The 21,077-nt window shown below is 56.5% G+C and carries 18 protein-coding genes; 7 read left to right on the forward strand and 11 right to left on the reverse strand.

Annotated elements, in window-relative coordinates; translation table 11 throughout:
• Window positions 1-54 precede the first annotated feature (54 nt).
• The gene (locus V8L73_RS01015; RefSeq protein ID WP_347253929.1) at window positions 55-867 is read right to left on the reverse strand and encodes an MIP/aquaporin family protein; all 813 of its coding nucleotides are present in this window, start codon (window positions 865-867) and stop codon (window positions 55-57) included.
• A 469-nt stretch (window positions 868-1,336) separates the two neighbouring features.
• Here V8L73_RS01015 and zapB point away from each other — a divergent pair, with 469 nt between their 5' ends.
• A complete protein-coding gene (gene zapB, locus V8L73_RS01020) occupies window positions 1,337-1,579 on the forward strand; it encodes a cell division protein ZapB (protein WP_027273661.1) in 243 nt (80 codons plus the stop codon).
• Window positions 1,580-1,665: 86 nt separating this feature from the next.
• On the opposite strand, the gene rraA is transcribed toward zapB, so the two are convergent.
• The 7 genes from rraA to priA form a co-directional block, all read right to left on the reverse strand.
• Entirely contained in the window at window positions 1,666-2,151 is a 486-nt protein-coding gene (rraA, locus tag V8L73_RS01025) for a ribonuclease E activity regulator RraA (RefSeq protein ID WP_027273660.1), read from the reverse strand.
• 120 nt (window positions 2,152-2,271) lie between these two features.
• Window positions 2,272-3,189, reverse strand: a complete 918-nt coding sequence (locus V8L73_RS01030; protein ID WP_027273659.1) for a 1,4-dihydroxy-2-naphthoate polyprenyltransferase — start codon at window positions 3,187-3,189, stop codon at window positions 2,272-2,274.
• Between the two features lie 228 nt (window positions 3,190-3,417).
• Window positions 3,418-4,749: an HslU--HslV peptidase ATPase subunit gene (hslU, locus tag V8L73_RS01035; protein WP_027273658.1), complete on the reverse strand. Its 1,332-nt coding sequence runs from the start codon at window positions 4,747-4,749 to the stop codon at window positions 3,418-3,420.
• A gap of 11 nt (window positions 4,750-4,760) precedes the next feature.
• Window positions 4,761-5,291: an ATP-dependent protease subunit HslV gene (gene hslV / locus V8L73_RS01040; protein WP_027273657.1), complete on the reverse strand. Its 531-nt coding sequence runs from the start codon at window positions 5,289-5,291 to the stop codon at window positions 4,761-4,763.
• 196 nt (window positions 5,292-5,487) lie between these two features.
• On the reverse strand, window positions 5,488-6,261 hold the full coding sequence (locus V8L73_RS01045) for an SPOR domain-containing protein (RefSeq protein ID WP_347253930.1): 774 nt from the start codon (window positions 6,259-6,261) through the stop codon (window positions 5,488-5,490).
• Between the two features lie 121 nt (window positions 6,262-6,382).
• Complete coding sequence (gene cytR / locus V8L73_RS01050) at window positions 6,383-7,399, reverse strand: DNA-binding transcriptional regulator CytR (protein ID WP_422655605.1); 1,017 nt, start codon at window positions 7,397-7,399, stop codon at window positions 6,383-6,385.
• Window positions 7,400-7,555: 156 nt separating this feature from the next.
• Complete coding sequence (priA, locus tag V8L73_RS01055; protein ID WP_347254844.1) at window positions 7,556-9,751, reverse strand: primosomal protein N'; 2,196 nt, start codon at window positions 9,749-9,751, stop codon at window positions 7,556-7,558.
• Between the two features lie 222 nt (window positions 9,752-9,973).
• On the opposite strand from priA, the gene rpmE reads away from it, so the two are divergent.
• Window positions 9,974-10,189 (forward strand): 50S ribosomal protein L31, encoded by a 216-nt coding sequence (gene rpmE, locus V8L73_RS01060; protein WP_027273653.1) that lies wholly within the window; start codon window positions 9,974-9,976, stop codon window positions 10,187-10,189.
• A gap of 154 nt (window positions 10,190-10,343) precedes the next feature.
• On the opposite strand, the gene metJ is transcribed toward rpmE, so the two are convergent.
• A complete protein-coding gene (metJ, locus tag V8L73_RS01065) occupies window positions 10,344-10,661 on the reverse strand; it encodes a met regulon transcriptional regulator MetJ (RefSeq protein WP_027273652.1) in 318 nt (105 codons plus the stop codon).
• 221 nt (window positions 10,662-10,882) lie between these two features.
• Between metJ and metB the strand changes: the two genes are divergently transcribed.
• The 4 genes from metB (at window position 10,883) to V8L73_RS01085 (ending at window position 16,537) form a co-directional block, all read left to right on the forward strand.
• On the forward strand, window positions 10,883-12,031 hold the full coding sequence (gene metB, locus V8L73_RS01070; protein WP_261831798.1) for a cystathionine gamma-synthase: 1,149 nt from the start codon (window positions 10,883-10,885) through the stop codon (window positions 12,029-12,031).
• A 16-nt stretch (window positions 12,032-12,047) separates the two neighbouring features.
• Window positions 12,048-14,483: a bifunctional aspartate kinase/homoserine dehydrogenase II gene (locus V8L73_RS01075; protein ID WP_027273650.1), complete on the forward strand. Its 2,436-nt coding sequence runs from the start codon at window positions 12,048-12,050 to the stop codon at window positions 14,481-14,483.
• A gap of 189 nt (window positions 14,484-14,672) precedes the next feature.
• Window positions 14,673-15,560 carry a methylenetetrahydrofolate reductase gene (metF, locus tag V8L73_RS01080; protein WP_027273649.1) on the forward strand — a complete coding sequence of 296 codons (888 nt, stop codon included), beginning with the start codon at window positions 14,673-14,675 and terminating at the stop codon, window positions 15,558-15,560.
• A gap of 170 nt (window positions 15,561-15,730) precedes the next feature.
• Window positions 15,731-16,537 carry a DUF1444 family protein gene (locus V8L73_RS01085; protein WP_161624108.1) on the forward strand — a complete coding sequence of 269 codons (807 nt, stop codon included), beginning with the start codon at window positions 15,731-15,733 and terminating at the stop codon, window positions 16,535-16,537.
• 101 nt (window positions 16,538-16,638) lie between these two features.
• Here the strand turns inward: V8L73_RS01085 and V8L73_RS01090 are convergent, their stop codons facing one another.
• Complete coding sequence (locus V8L73_RS01090; RefSeq protein ID WP_027273647.1) at window positions 16,639-17,154, reverse strand: metal-dependent hydrolase; 516 nt, start codon at window positions 17,152-17,154, stop codon at window positions 16,639-16,641.
• A gap of 99 nt (window positions 17,155-17,253) precedes the next feature.
• On the opposite strand from V8L73_RS01090, the gene V8L73_RS01095 reads away from it, so the two are divergent.
• A complete protein-coding gene (locus V8L73_RS01095; protein ID WP_347253931.1) occupies window positions 17,254-18,288 on the forward strand; it encodes a hypothetical protein in 1,035 nt (344 codons plus the stop codon).
• A 43-nt stretch (window positions 18,289-18,331) separates the two neighbouring features.
• On the opposite strand, the gene ppc is transcribed toward V8L73_RS01095, so the two are convergent.
• The gene (gene ppc / locus V8L73_RS01100) at window positions 18,332-20,968 is read right to left on the reverse strand and encodes a phosphoenolpyruvate carboxylase (RefSeq protein WP_347253932.1); all 2,637 of its coding nucleotides are present in this window, start codon (window positions 20,966-20,968) and stop codon (window positions 18,332-18,334) included.
• Window positions 20,969-21,077: the final 109 nt, after the last annotated feature.

The raw sequence follows: 21,077 nt of genomic DNA on the forward strand, positions 1-21,077 counted from the left end.
AAAGCGGCTAAACGTTGGCCGAAATGCGTTCGGCCGAACGGAAGCGTGTTTTATCTATTCATCAATCTTGCAGGCGTCGCACGGCAGGTTGCGGCCGATAAATATGCGATAGCCCATAGCGCCAGCGCAGGCGCCGAGGATGGGTCCGACGATAGGTATGATGAAGTAGGGGATATCGCGCCCTCCGGTCAAGGCCATATTGCCCCAGCCGGCGACGTAGGCAAACAGTTTTGGTCCGAAGTCGCGAGCGGGGTTCATGGCAAACCCGGTGAGCGGCCCCATAGAGGCGCCGATGACCGCGACCAGAATGCCGATAAGCAGTGGGGCCAGCGAGCCGCGCGGTACGCCGTTGCCGTCGTCGGTCAGCGCCAGAATCAGGCACATCAGTACGGCGGTGATGACGAACTCAACGCCGAAGGCCTGGAAGACGTTAATGGCCGGGTGAGGATAAGTGGAGAAGGTTCCCGCCAGAGATAGGCTCTCCACGCTGCCGCGAACGATGTGCTGGGCCTGCTCGACTTCGTGGAACAGGCTGAAGTAGAGGGCATAGACCAGAGCAGCGCCGCAGAACGCGCCTGCGGTCTGAGCGATAATATAGGGAACGACCTTTTTCTTGTCGAAGCAGGCGAACAGCCACAGCGCAATAGTTACGGCCGGATTAAGGTGCGCGCCGGAAACGCCGGCGGTTAAGTAGACGCCAAGGGCCACGGCCAGGCCCCAAATGATGCTGATTTCCCATTGACCAAAGCTTGCTCCGGCGACTTTCAGCCCGGCGACGCAGCCGATACCGAAGAACAGAAAAAGCCCTGTTCCAAGAAATTCAGCGATGCATTGCCCTTTTAGCGTTGGGCCTGTGGTTTGACTCATAAGCATTACCCCGTGTTGGGAAAAGTAGGTAAGAAGTAGTGTTAGCCACCTAATATTTCCTGACTTGTTACTGCCATTGTTACCGTCAGGTTATAAATTAATAGCGGTGGGGAACTGATTTTATCGTTATCGCGCCATATCGAAAAATAACGAAAGTGTAATTCTGTGTATTCGGTCAAATAATTGATCTTTTTTGTTCGAAAAGTGATGGGTGCAATCCACTTTATGAATGCAAATGGATGAAGACGAGCGTCTTTTCTATTTTTTGGCGCGTGAAGCGCATTTTGTTAAGTTAAAATTTCTGAACATTCGCGCTTTCTGAGGGTCTATGGCTGGACAGCGTACGGTCAGGTTAATACAATCGGGTGAGTGAACCACTAACGGAATATGCTCGTCTATATTACCGCTAGCGACCGTTAATGATTTTCGATTTTCCGCTTTGCGGTTATGTCTATATGAGGACGAAATAATGTCATTTGAAGTGTTTGAAAAACTGGAAGCTAAAGTCCAGCAGGCGATTGATACCATCACCCTTTTGCAGATGGAAATTGAAGATCTGAAAGCGAAAAACAATACGCTGGTTCGCGATCTTGATGCGGCTGCCGGCGGCCGTGAAGCGTTGGTAAACGAAAACGCGCAGCTCAAGCAAGAACAACAGGCCTGGCAGGAGCGTCTTCGTCTCCTGTTAGGGAAAATGGATGAAGTAAACTGATTAAGGTTTGCCTTTCTTCCAAATGAAAACGCCGCGTTGTATAACGCGGCGTTTTTCTTTATTCGGTGATGCGGCAGACGCTTTCGCTATTCAATATCCAGCGGCTCTTCACAAAGAATGATGCCGGTATTGTCCGCATAGAGGTGATCGCCGGAGAAGAAGGTGACGCCACCGAAGTTGACGCGAATATCGCTTTCCCCAATGCCCTGGGAGTCCGCGCCGACGGGGATGGAAGCTAACGCCTGAATGCCGATGTCCAGCTCTTCAAGCTCGTCTACCTGACGCACTGCGCCATAGACCACCAGACCTTCCCACTCGTTTTGCACCGCCAGCCGCGCCAGTTCCGCGTCGATGAGCGCTCTGCGTACGGAACCTCCGCCGTCAATCAGCAGAATGCGACCCAGACCGTTTTCTTCCAGCAGCTCGTAAATCAGGCCGTTGTCTTCGAAGCACTTGATGGTGGTTATCTGCCCGCCGAAAGAGGGGCGCCCGCCGAAGTTGGAAAACAGCGGTTCCACAACGTTGACTTCTTCGTGGTAAATGTCACAAAGCTCGGAAGTATCATATTTCATAAATATCGTCGCCTGTTGGTGTCGTTGGTTTACCGTCGGAAATGCCAGTATAGCCCACAGCTTAAGCGGATAGCAAAGCCATCCGCCTGACTTTGGGGACATAGTGCAAAATTGGCGCGTTTAGCTGAGCACGACGCCGATGGCAAAAAGGATGTTGGTCAGCAGCGCGCCCTTAACCATTTGCTCAAGCATCGGGCGCATGGCGATTGCCGTTTGTTCGTGGAGCACGTATACCGCGTGGCGAAACAGCAGCGGGGCCGCCAGAATGAACAGCCAGCCGCTCCAGCTGCGCAGGTCAAACAGGGCGAACAGCACCAGACAAAGCAGGGCGCCTGCCAGCAACAGGAAGTGATAGCGCCGCGCCCATACGGGGCCTAAGCGCACGGCCAGCGTATTTTTGCCGTTCATGCGGTCGTTATCGATATCACGCAGGTTGTTGATGTTCAACACCGCGACCGCCAGCAGGCCGCAGGCCGTTGCGGGCAGCATGACAACCGTGTCGAACGTGCCGGCCTGAAGGTAGTAGGTGCCGGCTACGCTCAGCCAGCCAAAGAAAATCAGTACGGAAATGTCGCCAAGTCCCATATAGCCGTAAGGCTTGCGTCCGACGGTATAGGTGATGGACGCGACGATGGCCAAAAGCCCGAGCACCAAAAAGCCGATAATGTCTTCCGGCTTTTGGCAGGCAATGGCGATAAGGCCAATGCCGGAAAGCACCGTCAGGCCGATGACAAGCCACAGCGCCCGCTTCATTTGAGGCAGGGTGATAAGCCCCTTTTGCATGCCGCGGTTGGGGCCGATGCGCGCTTCGGTATCGCTGCCCTTCACGGCATCGCCGTAGTCGTTCGCCAGGTTAGATAGAATCTGCAGCAGCGCAGCGGTTAAAAGCGCCATAAGCGCAATGCCCAGGCTAAAGTGGTTCATCCAGGCGGCGAGTGCGGATCCCGTAACGATCGAGGCTAAGGCCAGCGGAAGCGTACGAGGCCGCAGGCTCTCAATCCAGGCGGTAGCTTGACTTGTTGAGTGAGTTTGGCTCATGGTTTTTAAATATAAACTTCAGTGCGTAATGAACAGCTAACCGCTAATTATACGCGTATTATAGGAAAATTAACGAGAGCTTGCTTTGATTCCGGGGCATATCCGCCAAATAATTCGTCCATAGAGGCGCAAATGGACTTAGGAGCAACGTATTTTAGTGATAAAACCGGGAAAGCGGGTAAGTTTACGGGAAGCGGGGGCTTCCCGTAAATAGCAGGGAGAGATTGGTTATAGAATAAAGCGGCTCAGGTCCTCATCGGCCACCAGTTCGTCCAGGTGATCGCCGACGTACTGCGCGTCGATAGTGATGACCGCGCCGCCGCTCTCGCTGGCGTCGTAGGAAATTTCTTCCATCAGGCGTTCCATAACCGTATGCAAGCGACGCGCGCCGATGTTTTCCGTACTTTCGTTAACCTGCCAGGCGGCTTCGGCGATGCGGCGAATGCCGTCAGGCTGGAAGTTCACCGTTACGCCCTCCGTCGCCATCAGCGCTTTGTACTGTTCGGTCAGCGACGCGCTGGGCTCGGTCAGGATGCGCTCAAAGTCTTCCGTCGTCAGCGCCTGCAGCTCAACGCGGATGGGCAGACGTCCTTGCAGTTCAGGGATCAGATCGGATGGGCTTGCCGTCTGGAACGCGCCGGAGGCGATAAACAGAATGTGGTCGGTTTTTACCATACCGTGCTTGGTCGAGACCGTACAGCCTTCCACCAGTGGCAGCAGGTCGCGCTGAACGCCTTCGCGGGAAACGTCCGGCCCGGAGACTTCGCCGCGCTTACAGATTTTATCGATCTCGTCGATAAACACGATACCGTGCTGTTCAACGGCGTCGATAGCCTGCTGTTTTAGCTCTTCGGGGTTAACCAGCTTACCGGCCTCTTCTTCGATAAGCGCCTTGAAGGCGTCCTTGATCTTCATCTTGCGCGGCTTCTGCTTCTGGCCGCCGAGGTTTTGGAACATGGACTGGAGCTGGTTGGTCATCTCTTCCATGCCCGGAGGCGCCATGATTTCAACGCCCATCGGCACTGCGGTCAGCTCGATTTCAATCTCTTTATCGTCCAGCTGGCCTTCGCGCAGCTTTTTGCGAAACGCTTGACGGGCGGTAGAGCTTTCCTGATTGCTTTCCGTCTGGCCCCAGTTGTCGCGGGCTGGCGGGATAAGCACGTCTAAAATACGCTCTTCCGCCAGCTCTTCGGCGCGGTAGCGCATCTTTTCCACCGACTGCTGGCGCACCATCTTAACGGCCGCATCGGCAAGATCGCGGATAATAGAGTCAACCTCTTTGCCGACGTAGCCCACTTCGGTGAACTTGGTCGCTTCAACCTTAATAAAAGGCGCGTTGGCGAGTTTCGCCAGACGGCGGGCGATTTCGGTTTTACCGACGCCGGTAGGCCCGATCATCAGAATGTTTTTGGGCGTCACTTCGTGGCGCAGCTCGTCGTTAAGCTGCATGCGGCGCCAGCGGTTACGCAGCGCGATGGCCACGGCGCGCTTGGCTTTGCCCTGGCCGATAATGTAGCCGTCGAGTTCGCTGACTATCTCGCGAGGAGTCATTTCAGACATGATACCGATCCTTATTCTTTAGAGCTGAGTTCTTCAATCGTTTGGAAACGGTTGGTATAGATACAGATGTCGCCGGCAATGGACAGCGATTTTTCGACGATGTCGCGCGCGCTCAGGTCAGTATTTTCCAACAGCGCTCTGGCGGCGGATTGCGCGTAGGGGCCGCCGGAACCGATGGCGATCAGGTCGTTTTCTGGCTGCACGACGTCTCCGTTGCCGGTAATGATGAGCGACGCGGTTTCATCCGCAACGGCCAGCAGCGCTTCAAGGCGACGCAGCATGCGGTCGGTCCGCCAGTCTTTCGCTAGCTCCACCGCCGCTTTGGTCAGGTGGCCCTGATGCATTTCCAGCTTGCGTTCGAAGCGTTCAAACAGCGTAAAGGCGTCCGCAGTGCCGCCGGCAAAACCGGCGATAACGCGCTCGTTGTACAGGCGACGGACTTTACGGGCATTCCCTTTCATTACGGTGTTGCCCAGTGTGACCTGACCATCACCACCTATTACCACATGACCGTTACGGCGGACGCTTACAATTGTTGTCACGTGTTTATCCTCGCTAGCTGATAGGAAAAGAGGCCTGCGTTAAATGGAGCAGGGTATTGGAAATGTAGATGGGGAAGCGAAGCGGGGATTTCAACCCTAGCGCGCGAACAATCTTTTACCCTAAGCGGGCGTAGCCACGCTGGCCCGTCGGATGTTCCTACCGGGCCATGATTAGCAATTAATTGAAATAAAAGGGCTAGTTTCCTGCTGCAACGGGAATGCAGCTGCCCATTCCGGCGCTTTTCAGCCGTTGTAAAGTTTTGTCTGCGCCGTCCCGATTAGAGTATGGACCAAGTATGACGCGATTCCACCCGCCGCTGGCGCTAATGCGGCTCTCAAAGCCCGCAAACGCGAGCTTCACCTTTACCGAATCCGCCTGCTCTGCGGTACGGAAAGAGCCACACTGGATAGTCCAGCGCTGATTTTTAGCCTGCGCGGTAGTTTGGACGGTCGGCGCCGGAGGCGTCGTTGATTTGGGCGCGTTGGACTCCGTCGCGTTTAATGCAGGCCTGCTGCCGCCGTCTCTGGACGTCGCCGGATTAGTGGCTGCCTCGGTGCGGGGTTGAGACGCAGGCGGCTTTTGCATATCGGACTGGATCTGCTCCAGCGCCTTACGCTGTTCCGCCGTGAGCTGCGGCTGCTGTGAAAGCGGCGGCTGAGCGGCTCCCGAGTTTGGCGAGTTGGTTACCTGGCGATTTTCCAGTTCTTCAATGTAGGTCCAGCGGTTGGTCGGCCTTGGCGGCAGCCCGTTGCCTTGCGTTGCGGCCGGGCCGCTCGTCTGCGGTTCCGGTACGGATTTATTTTGCGTAATGTAGTAAAGGCCGCCGGCGAAGACGACCAAAACGGCAACGGCGAGCACAATCATCAGCTTAGAAGCCGCTCCCGATGCGCTTTTTTTCTTTTTGCTTTTACTGTTTTTTTTGCCCCGCGAGCTTGAACGGCCGCGGCTGACGTAATCTCGTTGTGCCACTATGACTCTTGTCTATTGTCGAAAATGAATAAAACGGTGCCTTATAGTACGTAATATGCAAGACCTTGGCTAGATTGTGTTTAGTTACCTAACGTTACCACCTCGTTTTTACCGGGCGCGGCTATAGCGATGCCGTGCTTTCGCGAACGATAAGCTCGCTGTCGAGCAGCACAGAGTTTCTTTTCGACGGGCTTCCTCTCAGCTGTTCCAGCAGCATTAGTACCGCCTGCTGGCCTATTTGGTAGCGCGGCTGGGCAACCGTGGTTAGCGGCGGGTCGGCGTATCTTGCCAGGGCGATGTCGTCAAAGCCGATGATAGAGAGATCCTGCGGGATCTTTAACCCCTGCTTTTTAGCCTGATGGATTGCGCCGATGGCGACGATATCGCTGTGGCAAAAAATAGCGCTGGGCGGCTGGGGGAGCGCCATGAGCCGAGACAGCGCGCTGGCGCCGCTTTCAAACGAGAGAGGACCTTCCAGAATGTAGCTTCTCTCTATTGCAATGCCGCCGCGCTGGAGCGCCTGAACGTAGCCCTGTTGCCGATAGTGGCTCAAATGCAGGTGCGCCGGGCCGCAGATGCAGGCGATGCGGCTATGGCCGATGTGTTGTAAGTAGCTTACTGCGTTGAAGGCTGCGGTCAGGTTGTCTATGTGAATCGTCGGCAGCTTTAGCTCGGGCAGATATTCGTTGGCCATGACCATCGGTGGGAACTGCGAGCTCTCTTCAGCGCTCAGAGCGAACGGGAAGTTGGCGCCCAGAAGGATTGCGCCGTTGGCCTGTCGCATGATGGTGGACAGCGTTTCCCTATCGACCGGCTGGCGTCGGTTGTCCAGAAACAGCACGGTATAGCCGAATTCCGCCGCCGTTTCCTGGATCCCCTGCATTACGTCGGTTGAAAAGGGATCGGTAATGTCCTGCGCCATCACCAGTAGAACGCGGTTGCCCTTTTGGCGGGCGCTTTTAGTTTGCGAGGCGGGAACGTATCCCATCAGGGCGATGGCCTGTTCAACCTTATCGCGCGTCTGTGCTGAGACTTTGTCCGGCATCATCAGCGTTCTCGAAACGGTCGCCGTCGAGACACCGGCGTGCGCCGCCACGTCTTTCATCGTGACGCCCGCAAGCGTTTTTAACTGTTCCAAGATAGGGTACTCCCAGAGAGATTCAGCGCTATGGCTTTTATCACCTACCGTTTACTCGAATTATTTAGAGTAATTATCAATAGTTGTAAGCGATTTTTCTTCTAAAGAGTATGCACTTGCTAAGTTTTTTAGAGCAGGCTCCCAATAATATGTGGACTAACTCTCTATGGGATCGACATCCAGCGTCCATTTTACTTTGGGCGCCTGCGGCATGGACGAAATCTGGCGGCGCAGCTCGCTCAGGATCTGCTGTAGCCGCTGTCTGGATGGGTGTTGTAACAGCAACTGCCAGCGGAAGCGTCCGCCTCTTTTAGCCGCCAGCGCCGGTACCGGCCCCAGTACCCAAAGGGCGCCGTCCTCCGCCTGTACGGCGGACAGGCGTTCGCGCAGCTGCTGTAAGAACTGACTGGCCTGGCGATTATCGTGATCGTCGGCGCGGAACATGGCGTGATGGGTGAACGGCGGTAAAAACACCGTTTTTCTTTCCGTCAGCGTCTGCTGGGCAAATGCGTCATAGCCCTGATGGAGAAGCGTTTGCAGCAGCGGATGGTCAGGGTGGTGGGTTTGCAACAGCACTTCCCCCTGTTTTCCGGCGCGGCCCGCGCGGCCGGACACCTGCGTGTAAAGCTGAGCGAAGCGCTCCGCGGAACGGAAGTCGGCGCAAAACAGCGCCCCGTCGACGTCAATCAGGCCGACCATAGTGACGTCGGGAAAGTGGTGGCCTTTAGCCAACATTTGCGTGCCGATCAGAATGCGGGCTCCGCCCCGGTGAATATCGGAAAGATGCTGCTCTAGCGCCCCTTTTCTGCTGGTGGTGTCGCGATCGACGCGGGTGATGGGAACGTCGGGAAACAGCTGCGCCAGCTCGCTGTCGAGCTGCTCGGTACCCACTCCTACCGGTACCAGATGGGTGGAGCCGCACTGGGGGCACTGGTAGGGGATTGGACGCTGGCTGTCGCAGTGGTGGCAGCGCAGCTGACGCTGGTTTTGATGCAGCGTGTAATACTGCTCGCAGCGTGGACATTCGGCGATCCAGCCGCATTCATGGCAGAGCAGCGCCGGCGCGTAGCCCCGACGGTTGAGAAACAGCATGACCTGGTTGTTGGCCTTCAGGTGCTCCCGCATGCGCTTTAGCAGCGGAGCTGAAAGCCCGGCGGTCAGCGTCTGGCCCTTTAGGTCAATCAGGTGCTGTGTTGCCGGGCGGGCGCTGCCTGCGCGTAGGGTTAAGCGCAGGTGGCGATATTTTCCCGATTTGGCATTGTGCAGGCTCTCTACCGCGGGCGTGGCCGAACCAAGAACGATGGGAATATGTTCCTGGTGCGCGTGCAGCACCGCCAGATCCCGGGCGTGATAGCGCCAACCTTCCTGCTGCTTGTAGGAGCTGTCGTGCTCTTCATCGATAATGATGATGCCCAATCGTTCAAACGGCGTGAAAAGCGCCGAGCGGGTGCCGATGACGATAGCCGTTTCTCCTCGCCGCGCCCGCAGCCAGACTGCCAGCCTTTCGCTATCGTTAAGGCCGGAGTGAACGACGTCGACGGGGGCGTTGAAACGCGCGCGAAAGCGGGCGATGGTCTGGGGAGTTAGTCCGATTTCCGGCACCAGCACCAGCGCCTGGCGTCCCTGAGCGAGCACGTTTTCCAGCACGCTGAGGTAGACTTCCGTTTTCCCAGAACCGGTGATGCCTTCCAATAGCCAGACGTTAAAACCTCGGTCGTCGCTGCGAATAGCGCCGACGGCGGTGGCCTGCTCGGTATTGAGCTTAAGCCGTTCTCCCGTGACGGCGTGTGACGCCAACCAGTGCGTCGATGCCGGCGCCGTAGGCTGGAGTTCAGCCAGCCCCTTGTCTTTTAACGCTTTAAATGCGCCTTCGTTCAGGTCCAGCTCGGCGATTTGATGGCGATAGATGGGGCTTTTTCGCAAGGCCGCCAGCGCCTGCTGTTGCTTGGGCGCGCGCTTGAGTTCGGACAGGTCGACGGCCTGGCCGGCCTCCGTTGCCAGCCATCGCCAGATAGGCGGCTCTTCGGCCGGTTTTCCCTGCCGCAGCAGCACCGGCAGCGCGTGAAAAAGCACTTCGCCCAGCGGAAACTGATAGTAGGACGCCGCCCAGTTCAGAGTTTTCCAAAGCGTAGGCGTAAACAGGGATTCGTTATCAATAAGGTGATGAATCGTCTTTAGCTGCGAGAGAGGGTAGTCGCTGCCTGCGGAGTTTGCGACAATGATGCCGATAGCTTTCCTTGGCCCAAAGGGCGCGCTGACCCTGGCGCCGACGATCGCCTTTTCCCCTTCGGGAAGAAGATAGTCGAACGATCTGTCCAAAGGTACGGGGAAAACGACCTTAACAACGCGCATGCCGAGGCTGTCCTGACGATTAAAAAACGGTGAAGCGCCACAGCATAACATAAGCTGCCGCAACTGCCGAATGCCTTGCCGCTTGCGTGGTTCATCTCTAGCCTGTATAATCTGCGGCCTTTGATTCTCAATGAGGGTCAAACCACTCACCCATTATTTATCTCGTATGGTGTACGGCAAATCGGTGACCGTATAGCGATACGACTTTAGAGAGGTTTCATCATGAAACAAGGTATCCATCCAGAATACAAAGAGATTACGGCAACCTGTTCTTGCGGTAATGTCATCAAAACTCACTCAACCGTAGGTCACGACCTGAACCTGGACGTATGTGGCGAATGCCATCCGTTCTACACCGGCAAGCAGCGTGACGTTGCGACCGGCGGCCGTGTCGATCGCTTCAACAAGCGTTTCAATATGGTTGGCGGCTCTAAGTAATATTTACTTGAGCACGAAAAAAGGCGCCGCGATTCGGCGCCTTTTTCATTTTTACTGATTCTGTCTATTCGTTCTCACTTAAGCTTAAAACGGCGCCGAGCAACGTCCCGCAGCCGCTGCGTTATTTATTTTTCTGCGGCCGCGACGCTTAAGATTAATAATCCCACGTATCGGGATCGAGACCTTTCTCTCTCATCTGCACTTTCGCCACTTCCGGAATTTCATCGCTGCGCTCTTTGCGAAGATCGTTATCGTCCGGTAAAGGCTGGCCGGTAAACGCGTGCAGGAACGCTTCACAAAGCAGTTCGCTGTTAGTCGCATGCCGCAGATTGTTGATCTGGCGGCGAGTTCGTTCATCGGTCAGGATTTTCAAGACTTTCAGCGGGATGGATACCGTGATCTTCTTGACCTGTTCGCTTTTTTTACCATGTTCAGCATAGGGGCTGACATATTCGCCGTTCCACTCAGCCATGGGGCACCTTAATCATTGACCTTCTGATAGTTTGAAAGTGAGTTCACAGGGAACACACTTTACCGAGTTAATATCTATACCATGACAATTTTAGCGGATATTTTTGCTATCCTCAATCTACACGGCAAGAAGTTTAGACGTCTGGAAGTATTGACGTCTATTGTTTTCGATATTATCTTATCCGCTATTGTTTATGATTCCTTTCATAAGGGGTAGTTCAGGTGACGCGCAAACAGGCAACCATAGCGGTACGCGGCGGGCTCAACTCAGATGAACAGTACGGCTGCGTTGTTCCTCCGATCCATCTTTCCAGCACTTATAACTTCATCGATTTTAATCAACCTCGCGCTCATGACTACTCTCGCCGCGGCAATCCGACCAGAGACGTTGCTCAGGCCGCGCTGGCCGAGCTGGAGGGGGGGAGTCGGGCAGTTTTGACCGGCAGCGGCATGTCGGCGATTCACCTTATTTGCACCGCGCTGCTTAAGCCAGGCGACCTGCTTGTGGCTCCTCACGACTGCTACGGCGGCAGCTACCGGCTATTTGACAGCCAAACGCGCCGCGGCGCCTATCGGGTACTGTTTGTCGATCAGGGTAATGATGAGGCGCTGGCGCAGGCATTGGCGCAAAAGCCCAAGCTGGTGCTGGTGGAAACGCCAAGCAATCCGCTTTTGCGGGTGGTCGATATTGCGAAAATCTGCCATGCCGCCCATCAGGCCGGAGCGCTGGTCGCCGTGGACAACACGTTCTTAAGCCCGGTGTTACAGCAGCCGCTGGCGCTGGGGGCGGACATCGTGCTGCACTCCTGCACTAAATACCTTAACGGCCACTCCGACGTGGTGGCGGGCGTTGCGATCGTGAAAGACGAAGCGCTGGGAGAAGATCTGGCGTGGTGGGCGAATAATATCGGCGTGACGGCGGCGGCGTTTGACAGCTACCTGCTGCTCAGAGGCCTGCGGACGCTGGCTCCGCGTATGAAGCAACAGCAGCAGAACGCGCTGGACGTCGTGGCCTATCTGCAAACCCAGCCGCGGGTGAAAAAGCTGTATCATCCCTCTTTGCCCGGCAATGCGGGGCACGACGTCGCCCGTCGACAGCAGTCCGGTTTCGGCGCCATGCTGAGCTTTGAATTTGACGGCGACGAAGCGGCGATGCGGCGCTTTATCAGCGCGCTGAAGCTGTTTACACTGGCGGAATCGCTGGGCGGCGTTGAGAGCCTTATTTCCCACGCGGCGACGATGACGCACGCGGGCATGTCTGAACAGGCGAGAGCGGCGGCGGGAATATCAGATCGGCTGCTGCGAATTTCGGTAGGAATTGAAGACGGCGATGACCTGATTGCCGATTTGGAACAGGCGTTTAAAGCCTAAGTCAAAGGGGTAAGTAATGAGTATTTCGGGAACCGCCGGCCTTTCGGCCAGCCGCCAACTGCACAAGTTTGGCGGCAGCAGCCTGGCTGACTGTAAGTGCTATCAGCGCGTTGCGGGCATTATGGCGGAGTACAGCCGCGAAGGGGACATGATGGTGGTATCCGCGGCGGGGAACACCACTAACCAGTTGATTAAGTGGTTACAGCTTAGTCAGCATGACAAGATTTCCGCTCATCAGGTACAGCAGGATCTTCGCCGCTATCAGAGCGGACTGATAAGCGGGCTGCTGCCGGAAGCTGAAGCCGCGGAGCTGACGACGCGGCTGATTGCCGACCTCGAGCGGCTGGCCGCGCTGCTTGACGGCGAGATGACCGACGCGGCGTATGCCGAAGTGGTCGGGCACGGCGAGATTTGGTCCGCGCGCCTGATGTCTGCGGTGCTGAACCAGAAAAAGATGGCATCCGCCTGGCTCGACGCCCGCGACTTTCTGCGCGCAGAGCGTTCCGCACAGCCGCAGGTGGATGAAGGCCGTTCCTATCCTTTATTACAACAGCTTTTAACTCAGCATCCCGGCAAGCGGCTGGTGGTGACCGGCTTTATTTCCCGCAGTGAGGCGGGGGAAACCGTACTGCTGGGCCGCAACGGCAGCGACTACTCGGCAACCCAAATCGGCGCGCTGGCCGGCGTAGATAAAGTCACCATCTGGAGCGACGTTGCCGGGGTCTACAGCGCCGATCCCCGTAAGGTCAAAGACGCTTGCCTGCTGCCTCTACTGAGGCTGGATGAAGCCAGCGAGCTGGCTCGCCTTGCCGCGCCGGTGCTTCACGCCCGCACGCTGCAGCCGGTTTCCGGCAGCGATATCGATCTCCAACTGCGGTGCAGCTATCAGCCGGAGCAGGGTTCAACCCGCATTGAGCGCGTGCTTGCTTCGGGCACCGGCGCAAAAATTGTCACCAGCCACGACGACGTTTGCCTGATTGAGCTACAGGTTGAACCGCAGCACGACTTTGTTCAGATCCATAAAGAGGTGGAACGCATTCTTAACCGCGTTCAAGTTAAGCCGTTGGCGACCGGCGTGCACGCCGACCGCAGCCTCCTTCAGCTGTGCTATACGTCTGAAGTGGTCAACAGCGTACTGAGCATTCTGGGCGACGCGCGGCTGCCGGGGCGGCTTCAGCTTCGCGAAGGGCTGTCGCTGGTGGCGTTGGTCGGCGCGGGCGTGTGTAAGAACCCGCTGCACAGCCACCGTTTTTATCAGCAGTTAAAAGATCAGCCGGTCGAGTTTATTTGGCACGCCGAAGACGACATCAGCCTTGTGGCGGTTCTCAGGGTTGGGCCGACGGAGCACCTGATTCAGGGGCTGCACGCCAGCCTGTTTCGCGCCGAGAAGCGTATAGGGCTAGTGCTATTTGGCAAAGGCAACATCGGTTCGCGCTGGCTCGAGCTGTTCGCCCGCGAGCAGAAGAATATCTCCGCCCGCACCGGGTTTGAATTCTTGCTGGCGGGCGTGGTGGACAGCAGCCGCTGCCTGCTTGACTACCAGGGGCTGGATGCCAGCCGCGCTTTGGCCTTCTTTAACGATGAGGCGCAGACGCTGGACGATGCGACGCTGCTTGGCTGGATGCGCGATCATCCGTTTGACGATCTGGTGGTGCTGGACATTACCGCGAGCCAGGAATTAGCCTCTCGCTATCTCGATTTCGCAAGCTATGGTTTCCACGTCGTCAGCGCCAACAAGCTGGCCGGCGCGTCTTCGGGCGACGAGTATCGCCAGATCCGCGACGCCTTCGCCAAGACCGGTCGCCACTGGCTTTACAACGCTACCGTAGGCGCAGGCCTGCCGATTAACTATACCGTGCGCGATCTGCGCGACAGCGGCGATACCATCCTCTCTTTAAGCGGGATTTTTTCAGGCACCCTTTCCTGGCTGTTCTTGCAGTTTGACGGCACGATCCCGTTCTCCGAGCTGGTTGAACAGGCGTGGCAGCAGGGGCTGACGGAACCCGATCCCCGCGTTGACCTGTCCGGGCAGGACGTCATGCGCAAGCTGGTGATCCTGGCTCGCGAAGCGGGCTACGACATCGAGCCGGATCAGGTGCGCGTTGAGTCGCTGGTGGCTCAGGACGCTCAGGAAGGCTCCGTAGACCACTTCTTCGAGCAGGCAGAGACGCTGAACGCGCAAATGCTGGAGCGTCTGGAAGCGGCGCGCGAGATGGGGCTGGTGCTTCGCTACGTGGCCCGATATGAAGCGAACGGCAAGGCGCGGGTCGGCGTGGAGGCGGTGCGGGAGGATCATCCGCTGGCGTCGCTTTTGCCGTGCGATAACCTGTTCGCTATCGAGAGCCGCTGGTATCGCGACAATCCGCTGATTATTCGCGGTCCCGGCGCCGGGCGAGACGTGACGGCCGGGGCAATCCAGTCTGACCTCAACCGGCTGGCGAAGCTGCTGTAGCGTTGTTTCGACGCTCTTATAAAACGCCCGGCGGCATCGGCCTCCGGGCGTTTTTCCATTTATTGCCTATTATCTTTATTTTTACTGTTGACAGCCTCAGCAACTTCAGTCATCTTATTTGGATGTTTAGACGTCTAAACGTTCAGAAGTATAATTATAGCAAACACGACAAAAACAGGGTGGATGGATATGAGCTTTTTTCATGCTAATCAGCGGGAAGCGTTAAACCAGAGTCTGGCGGAAGTGAACGGCCAGATTAACGTCTCTTTCGAGTTTTTTCCGCCGAGCACGCCGGAAATGGAGCAAACGCTGTGGCAGTCTATTGACCGCCTGAAAACGCTGAAGCCCAAGTTCGTCTCCGTCACCTACGGCGCCAACTCCGGCGAACGCGACCGCACCCACGGCATAATTAAAGGCATCAAAGAAAAGACCGGGCTTACCGCCGCGCCCCACCTGACCTGCATCGACGCCACGCGCGAGCAGCTTTTGGACATCGCTAAAGACTATTGGAACAGCGGCATCCGCCACATCGTCGCGCTGCGCGGCGATCTGCCGCCGGGCGGCGGCCAGCCGGAAATGTACGCCGCCGATCTGGTTGAGCTGCTAAGGGGCGTCGGAGATTTCGACATTTCGGTCGCCGCCTACCCGGAAGTTCACCCCGAGGCAAAAAGCGCTCAGGCGGACTTGATCAACCTTAAGCGTAAAGTCGACGCTGGCGCTAACCGCGCCATTACGCAGTTTTTCTTTGACGTGGAGAGCTACCTGCGCTTTCGCGATCGCTGCGTGGCGACCGGCATCGACGTTGAAATCGTGCCGGGCATTCTCCCGGTGTCCAACTTTAAGCAGCTCCAGCGTTTCGCCAAAATGACCAACGTGCGTGTGCCGCAGTGGATGAGTCAGGTGTTCGACGGGCTGGACGACGATTTGGAAACCCGCAAGCTGGTGGGCGCTTCCATCGCCATGGACATGGTGAAAATCCTCTGTCGCGAAGGGGTGAAGGATTTCCACTTCTATACCCTGAACCGGGCCGAACTGAGCTATGCGATTTGCCATACGCTGGGGGTAAGACCGGTGTGAATTATCTCATCTGAAACTATTTTGTTATACTTGGACGGCGCTTTTCTTAAATGAGAGCGCCGTGTGCTTTTAGGGAAATTTTGTCGATAAAAGTACCAACATATAACTTAATGAAAGGAATCAAATAAATGAAAAAATGGTTCAGCCGTTTGTTTGGGAAAACTGCGGCTATGTCTTATGTTGATTTCACCGATCATTTCGCCAAAGCGTTGCGTCAGGCTCAGCCAGATTTGGAAGTAACGATTGTTACGGAAGGAGAGATTCGTATCGAAAACGACCAAGGGCTGTTTTTCGTTATGCATCTTGATAATGCTTTTTCCCACTACCAATCTCATCCTGAAACCCTTTCCGGTATTGTTGAAATGTTTATTAAGTCCATCGCTCAGGCCGTGCAGCCAGATGGAATGGCGTTACAGGCCGAGGGGCGTATTATTCCGGTCATTAAAAACAAAGGATGGCTGGAGGACGTCCGGCGACAGCTAAGCCAGCTGGAGTCAGATCCCACCGCGTTGGAAGCCTCGTTAGACTACGCCTACGAAGTATATAATGATGAGCTGCTGGTGGTTTATGCAGAAGATCGTGACGAGAATATGCGTTATCTCATGCGCAGCGAAATCGAAGCGTTGGGGCTTTCGCCCGATGAGGTGAGGGAATTGGCGATGACTAACCTGCGAAGCTGTGTGTCAGAAGTGAGCGTCGAGCATACGTCAACGTTCTCCGTTATCTCGGCAGGAGAAACGTATGAAGCCAGCATGTTGCTGATGGACGAGCTGTGGGATAACGAACAGTTTGCCCCAGGCGAAGGTGAACTGCTGGTCGCTATTCCCTGCCGCAGCATGCTCATGTTCACGCGCAATGAGCCGGAAAAGGCCAAAGCGCTGCGATTGATGGCGGACGTTGTGTACAAGGGGGAAGACTATTCTCTGACCAATCGGATATTCGTTCGCCGCGACGGCAAGTTTATACCGTTTGATTAAGGCATCTGCGATGTTGTTGGGGCTTTGCCGCGATCCATCGGGACTTAACCGCCGCTGTCGTCAGCGGCGGTTAAGAGTTTGGCCTTTGGTCTGATTACTTTTTATGTTTCCTCAAACCGAAGCGCAGCGGAACGCTTCCTCCACCGCCATACGGCAGCCGTTACCAGCAGCAGCTCCAGCACAAACGACCAGTTCAGGATGAAATTCAACCACCACGGATGATATCTGCCCTCAATATGAAACAGGGAGAACGGCCGGTCGATAAACGGCATCAGCCACCAAACGTCGCCGACGATGCTGTCCAACAGCAGGTGAACGAATCCATTGAGGCAAAACGCCACGGCCAGCACCGCCGTTGACTTCTTCGGCGTCAGCCGGAACCAGACGAACGCTATCGCCAGCAGCCCGGCCCAAACGATCGGGTAGTGGGTAAAGTAGGTGTGGTGATGATGCTGACGCTGGTCGAACAGGTAGAAATAGAGCAGATCGATATCCGGCGCAAGCGCGCCAACCATGCACCATCCTAAAAAGCGATTTACACTATCTTTGGCAACGCCAAGCTTTTCTACCAGCGTTGTGCCGATTAAGTAACCGGCGGGAAGATGACCAATAAACATAGTATCCTTACCGTTTGGAGTTTTTACCGTTTCTTGGCTTACCCTAGCCGGGTTCGGTGAAGTCTGGATGAAAACGCGCAATAAATAGGGAAGCATAGAATGGCGCACCGTTGGTGGAAGGACGTTTTGGATAGTGCCCAGAGCTGGCAAGGCTTGGAATTGACGATAGGCGTCAGCGAACGTTCTGATAAAACCATGGAAATGGTCAGCGGTCATCGGGGCCGCATGTCGCTGTGGATCGGCGGCGAGCCGCTGTTTTGGGCTACCGTGCTGGAAGATCACTCGGGCGTATGGCTGGTGATAAATGAGGATCATCGGGTGCAGTCGACGCTGCTGCCGCATGTGGCTTCCGCTGACGTCGAAGCGGCGAAGCGTGTCGATCCTGCGCAGAGGATGGCATGGTGGAGCCGCTATTTCGCCGAGCGTTTGGCCGACGTTGAGTCTCCTTTGCTATCGGCAGGTCGGTGGCGGTTGCTTCCTATGTACTATTGCCCTCCTTCTTCTCCCTATAAGTTTAATCCGCCTCAGCCCGTTGAAGAATGGCATTTTAAATCGCCCACTCTGGATTCATCGCACGACTTTTGCTGGACGCTCTATGGTGAAGATTTTTCCGATTTACTCAATCTGGAATGCGTATCCTTCGTCGACTGGTGGTGGGGCGGCTATTTGCTACGGGGCCGCTACGCCGTTAGGCCGGACGATGGTCGACTTAAGTGGTGGCGTAAAAAGTGCCGGGAAGGCAGCCTGCCGCCGGTGCTGGTGTGGTATATCGCAGGGATTGCGTCATACGTTATTCTGGACGGCCACTGCCGCTTACAGGCGGCGATCGAAGAGGGCGTTCCCCCTGATTTTCTGATGATTACCGAGATGTCGGAGAGTGTGATTCCGCCCGATCCGGAACATCAGGCGCGGATCGTCAAGGCAATTGAGCGGCAGCTTGAGAAACCGGAAAAAAACGTAGACAGCATTAATAAGGCGCTGATAGGCCTGTATAACGACCGCTACAGCCATGGGACTACCCGCAGCCGCGCGATTTTAGGCAGCGGCGAATCGTGGGAGCGGGAAGTGCGGGAGTATTTAGCTCGGCACGGGCTGGATGATTTTCTTGAACGGATTTTAAATCGGGTAGAGTAAGCAGGCCGCTCTTGCGAGCGGCCTTTCTATACAAGGCCTCGAACTACCCCGTATTGCGCATCCCTGCCGCAATCCCGGCGATCGTCACCATCAGCGCCTGCTCAACGCGCGGATCGGCGGTTTCCTGCTGGCGGGAACGGTGCAGCAGTTCAACCTGCAGTACGTTCAGCGGGTCGGTGTAGATGTTGCGCAGCGAAATCGACTCGGCGATCCACGGCAGCTTTTCCATCAGCTTCGTGTCGTGAGCCAGCGTGAGCACCACGTCAATGTCTTCTTCCAACTGGGTCCGAAGCCGCTGTCCCAGGCGCCACAGGTTTTTGTCCACCAGCCTCAGGTCGTAGTACTCCGCCAGCCACAGGTCGGCCTTGGCGTAGACCATCTCCAGCATGTTGATGCGGGTGTTGAAGAACGGCCAGTCGCGGCACATGGCTTCCAGTTCCTGCTGCCTGCCGTTTTCAATGGCGTGGCGCAGTGCGGCTCCGGCCCCAAGCCAAGCGGGGAGCATCAGGCGGTTTTGCGTCCAGGCGAAGATCCAGGGGATGGCGCGCAGGCTCTCAACGCCGCCTTTCGGGTTTCGCTTGGCGGGGCGAGAGCCGAGCGGGAGCCTGCTTAATTCCTGCTCCGGCGTTGCCGAGCGGAAGTAGGGGACGAAGTCCGGCTCTTCGCGAACGACGTTGCGATATTCTTTGCAGGAGTAGGCTGACAGTTCGTCCATGATGGTGCGCCACTGCGGCTTCGGATCCGGCGGCGGCAGCAGGTTGGCCTCCAGGATCGCGCTGGCGTAGTTGGTCAGGCTGGCGACCGTCACTTCCGGCAGGCCGAACTTGAAGCGGATCATTTCTCCCTGTTCGGTAACGCGCAGGCCCCCCTTAAGCGAGCCAGGCGGCTGAGACAGCAGCGCGTCGTGGGCCGGCGCGCCGCCCCGACCGATGGTGCCGCCGCGACCGTGGAACAGCGTCAGCTCGACGCCAAAGGCTTCGCAGGTTTTTATCAGCGCTTCCTGCGCGTAGTATTGCGCCCAAGAGGCGGCCAGCACGCCGGCGTCCTTCGAGGAGTCGGAGTAGCCGATCATGATCATCTGCTTACCGCCGATAAAATTGCGGTACCAGTCGATGTTTAACAGCTGGGTCATCACGTCGTTGGCGTTGTTCAGGTCGTCCAGCGTTTCAAACAGCGGGCAGACCGGCAGCGCGAAGTCGCAACCTGCCTCTTTTAGCAGCAGGTGGACCGCCAGCACGTCCGACGGCGTGCGAGCCATGGAAATCACGTAGGCTGCGATGGAGCCCCTGGGCGCTTTAGCGATGACTTTGCAGGTATCGAGAATTTCCTGCGTTTCGGCGCTGGGCTGCCAGTCGCGCGGCAGCAGTGGGCGCTTGGACTGCAGCTCTTTGACCAGAAACGCCTGCTTTTCCTGCTCTGACCAACTGTCGTAGTCGCCGAGCTCAAGATAGTTCGTCAGCTCGGCTAAGGCGTCGCTGTGGCGGGTACTTTCCTGACGGATATCGATACGCACCAGCGGCAGGCCGAAACAGCCGATGCGGCGCAGGGTGTCCAACAGCTGGCCGTTGGCGATAATGCTCATACCGCAGGCCTTTAGGGACTGATAGCAGGCAAACAGCGGCTCCCAGAGCTGCTCGTTGTAGACCAGCAGATCGTCTGGGCGGGCGGCCCGCTCGCCGTTGACGCGGGCGGTCAGGTAGGCGTGAGTGGAAATCAGCTGCGCGCGAAGCTTTTTCATAATCTCGCGGTAAGGCTCTAACACGTCATCGCCGCCCGCCATCGCCCTCAGCTCCGGCGTACAGTCGGACATCGACAGCTCGGACACCAGCACCTGGACGTCGTTTAGGAACAGCTCTGCGGCCTTCCAGCGGCCGTACAGCATCACGTGTTCGGTAATTTTGGCGGTGACGTTGGGGTTGCCGTCACGGTCTCCTCCCATCCAGGAGGTGAAGCGCACCGGCACGGATTCGACCGGCAGGTGCTGGCCAAAGGCTTCAACCAGCTGGTCGTTGAACGCGCGCATAAAGGCGGGAACGCCTTCCCACAGGCTGTTTTCCACCACGGCAAAGCCCCACTTGGCTTCGTCAATCGGCGTCGGTCTGAGCTTTCGGATCTCATCGGTATGCCACGACTGGGCTACCAGCTGGCGCAGGCGGCGCATGATTTTGTCTCGCTCGTAGTCGGCGAGATCGTTGTGGTCGAGCTGGCTTAAGCAGTTATTGACCTCAACCAGCTTGTGGATCATGGTGCGGCGAGCGATTTCCGTTGGGTGGGCGGTCAGCACCAGCTCAATGGAAATCTGTTCGATGGCCTTTTTAATTCCCGCATCGTCGATGTGCTTTTCCCTCAGGCGGCGGAACAGTTCGGCAAACGCTTCTGGGTTGTTCGCCGCTTCGCCGTGGGATGAAATAGTGTGGTACTGCTCTGCCGTGTTGGCGAAGTTAAGAAACTGGTTAAACGCTTTGGCGACAGGCAAAAGCTGTTCGTTAGACAGGTTTTGCAGCGTAGACAGCAGGGCCTGACGATTTGCTTCATTGCCTGCTCTGGAGGACTTTGACAGCTTACGGATGCTCTCCACTCGGGAGAGGATCTCTTCTCCCAGCGCGTCTTTTATCGTGTCGCCAAGCAGTGTGCCGAGCATGCTGACGTTGCTTCGCATTGCGGAATATTGTTCGTTCATGTGTCTCCAGCCCGGTTAGTGTCGTTTGGTTTTATGGATAGTTATGAAGATTGCTGCGTTGTCGATCTATTTTGATCGCTAAAGTTAGAGTTGTATCACACAAAATACG

The organism is Leminorella grimontii, assembly GCF_039789245.1.
GTDB classification, from domain to species: Bacteria; Pseudomonadota; Gammaproteobacteria; order Enterobacterales; family Enterobacteriaceae; genus Leminorella; species Leminorella grimontii.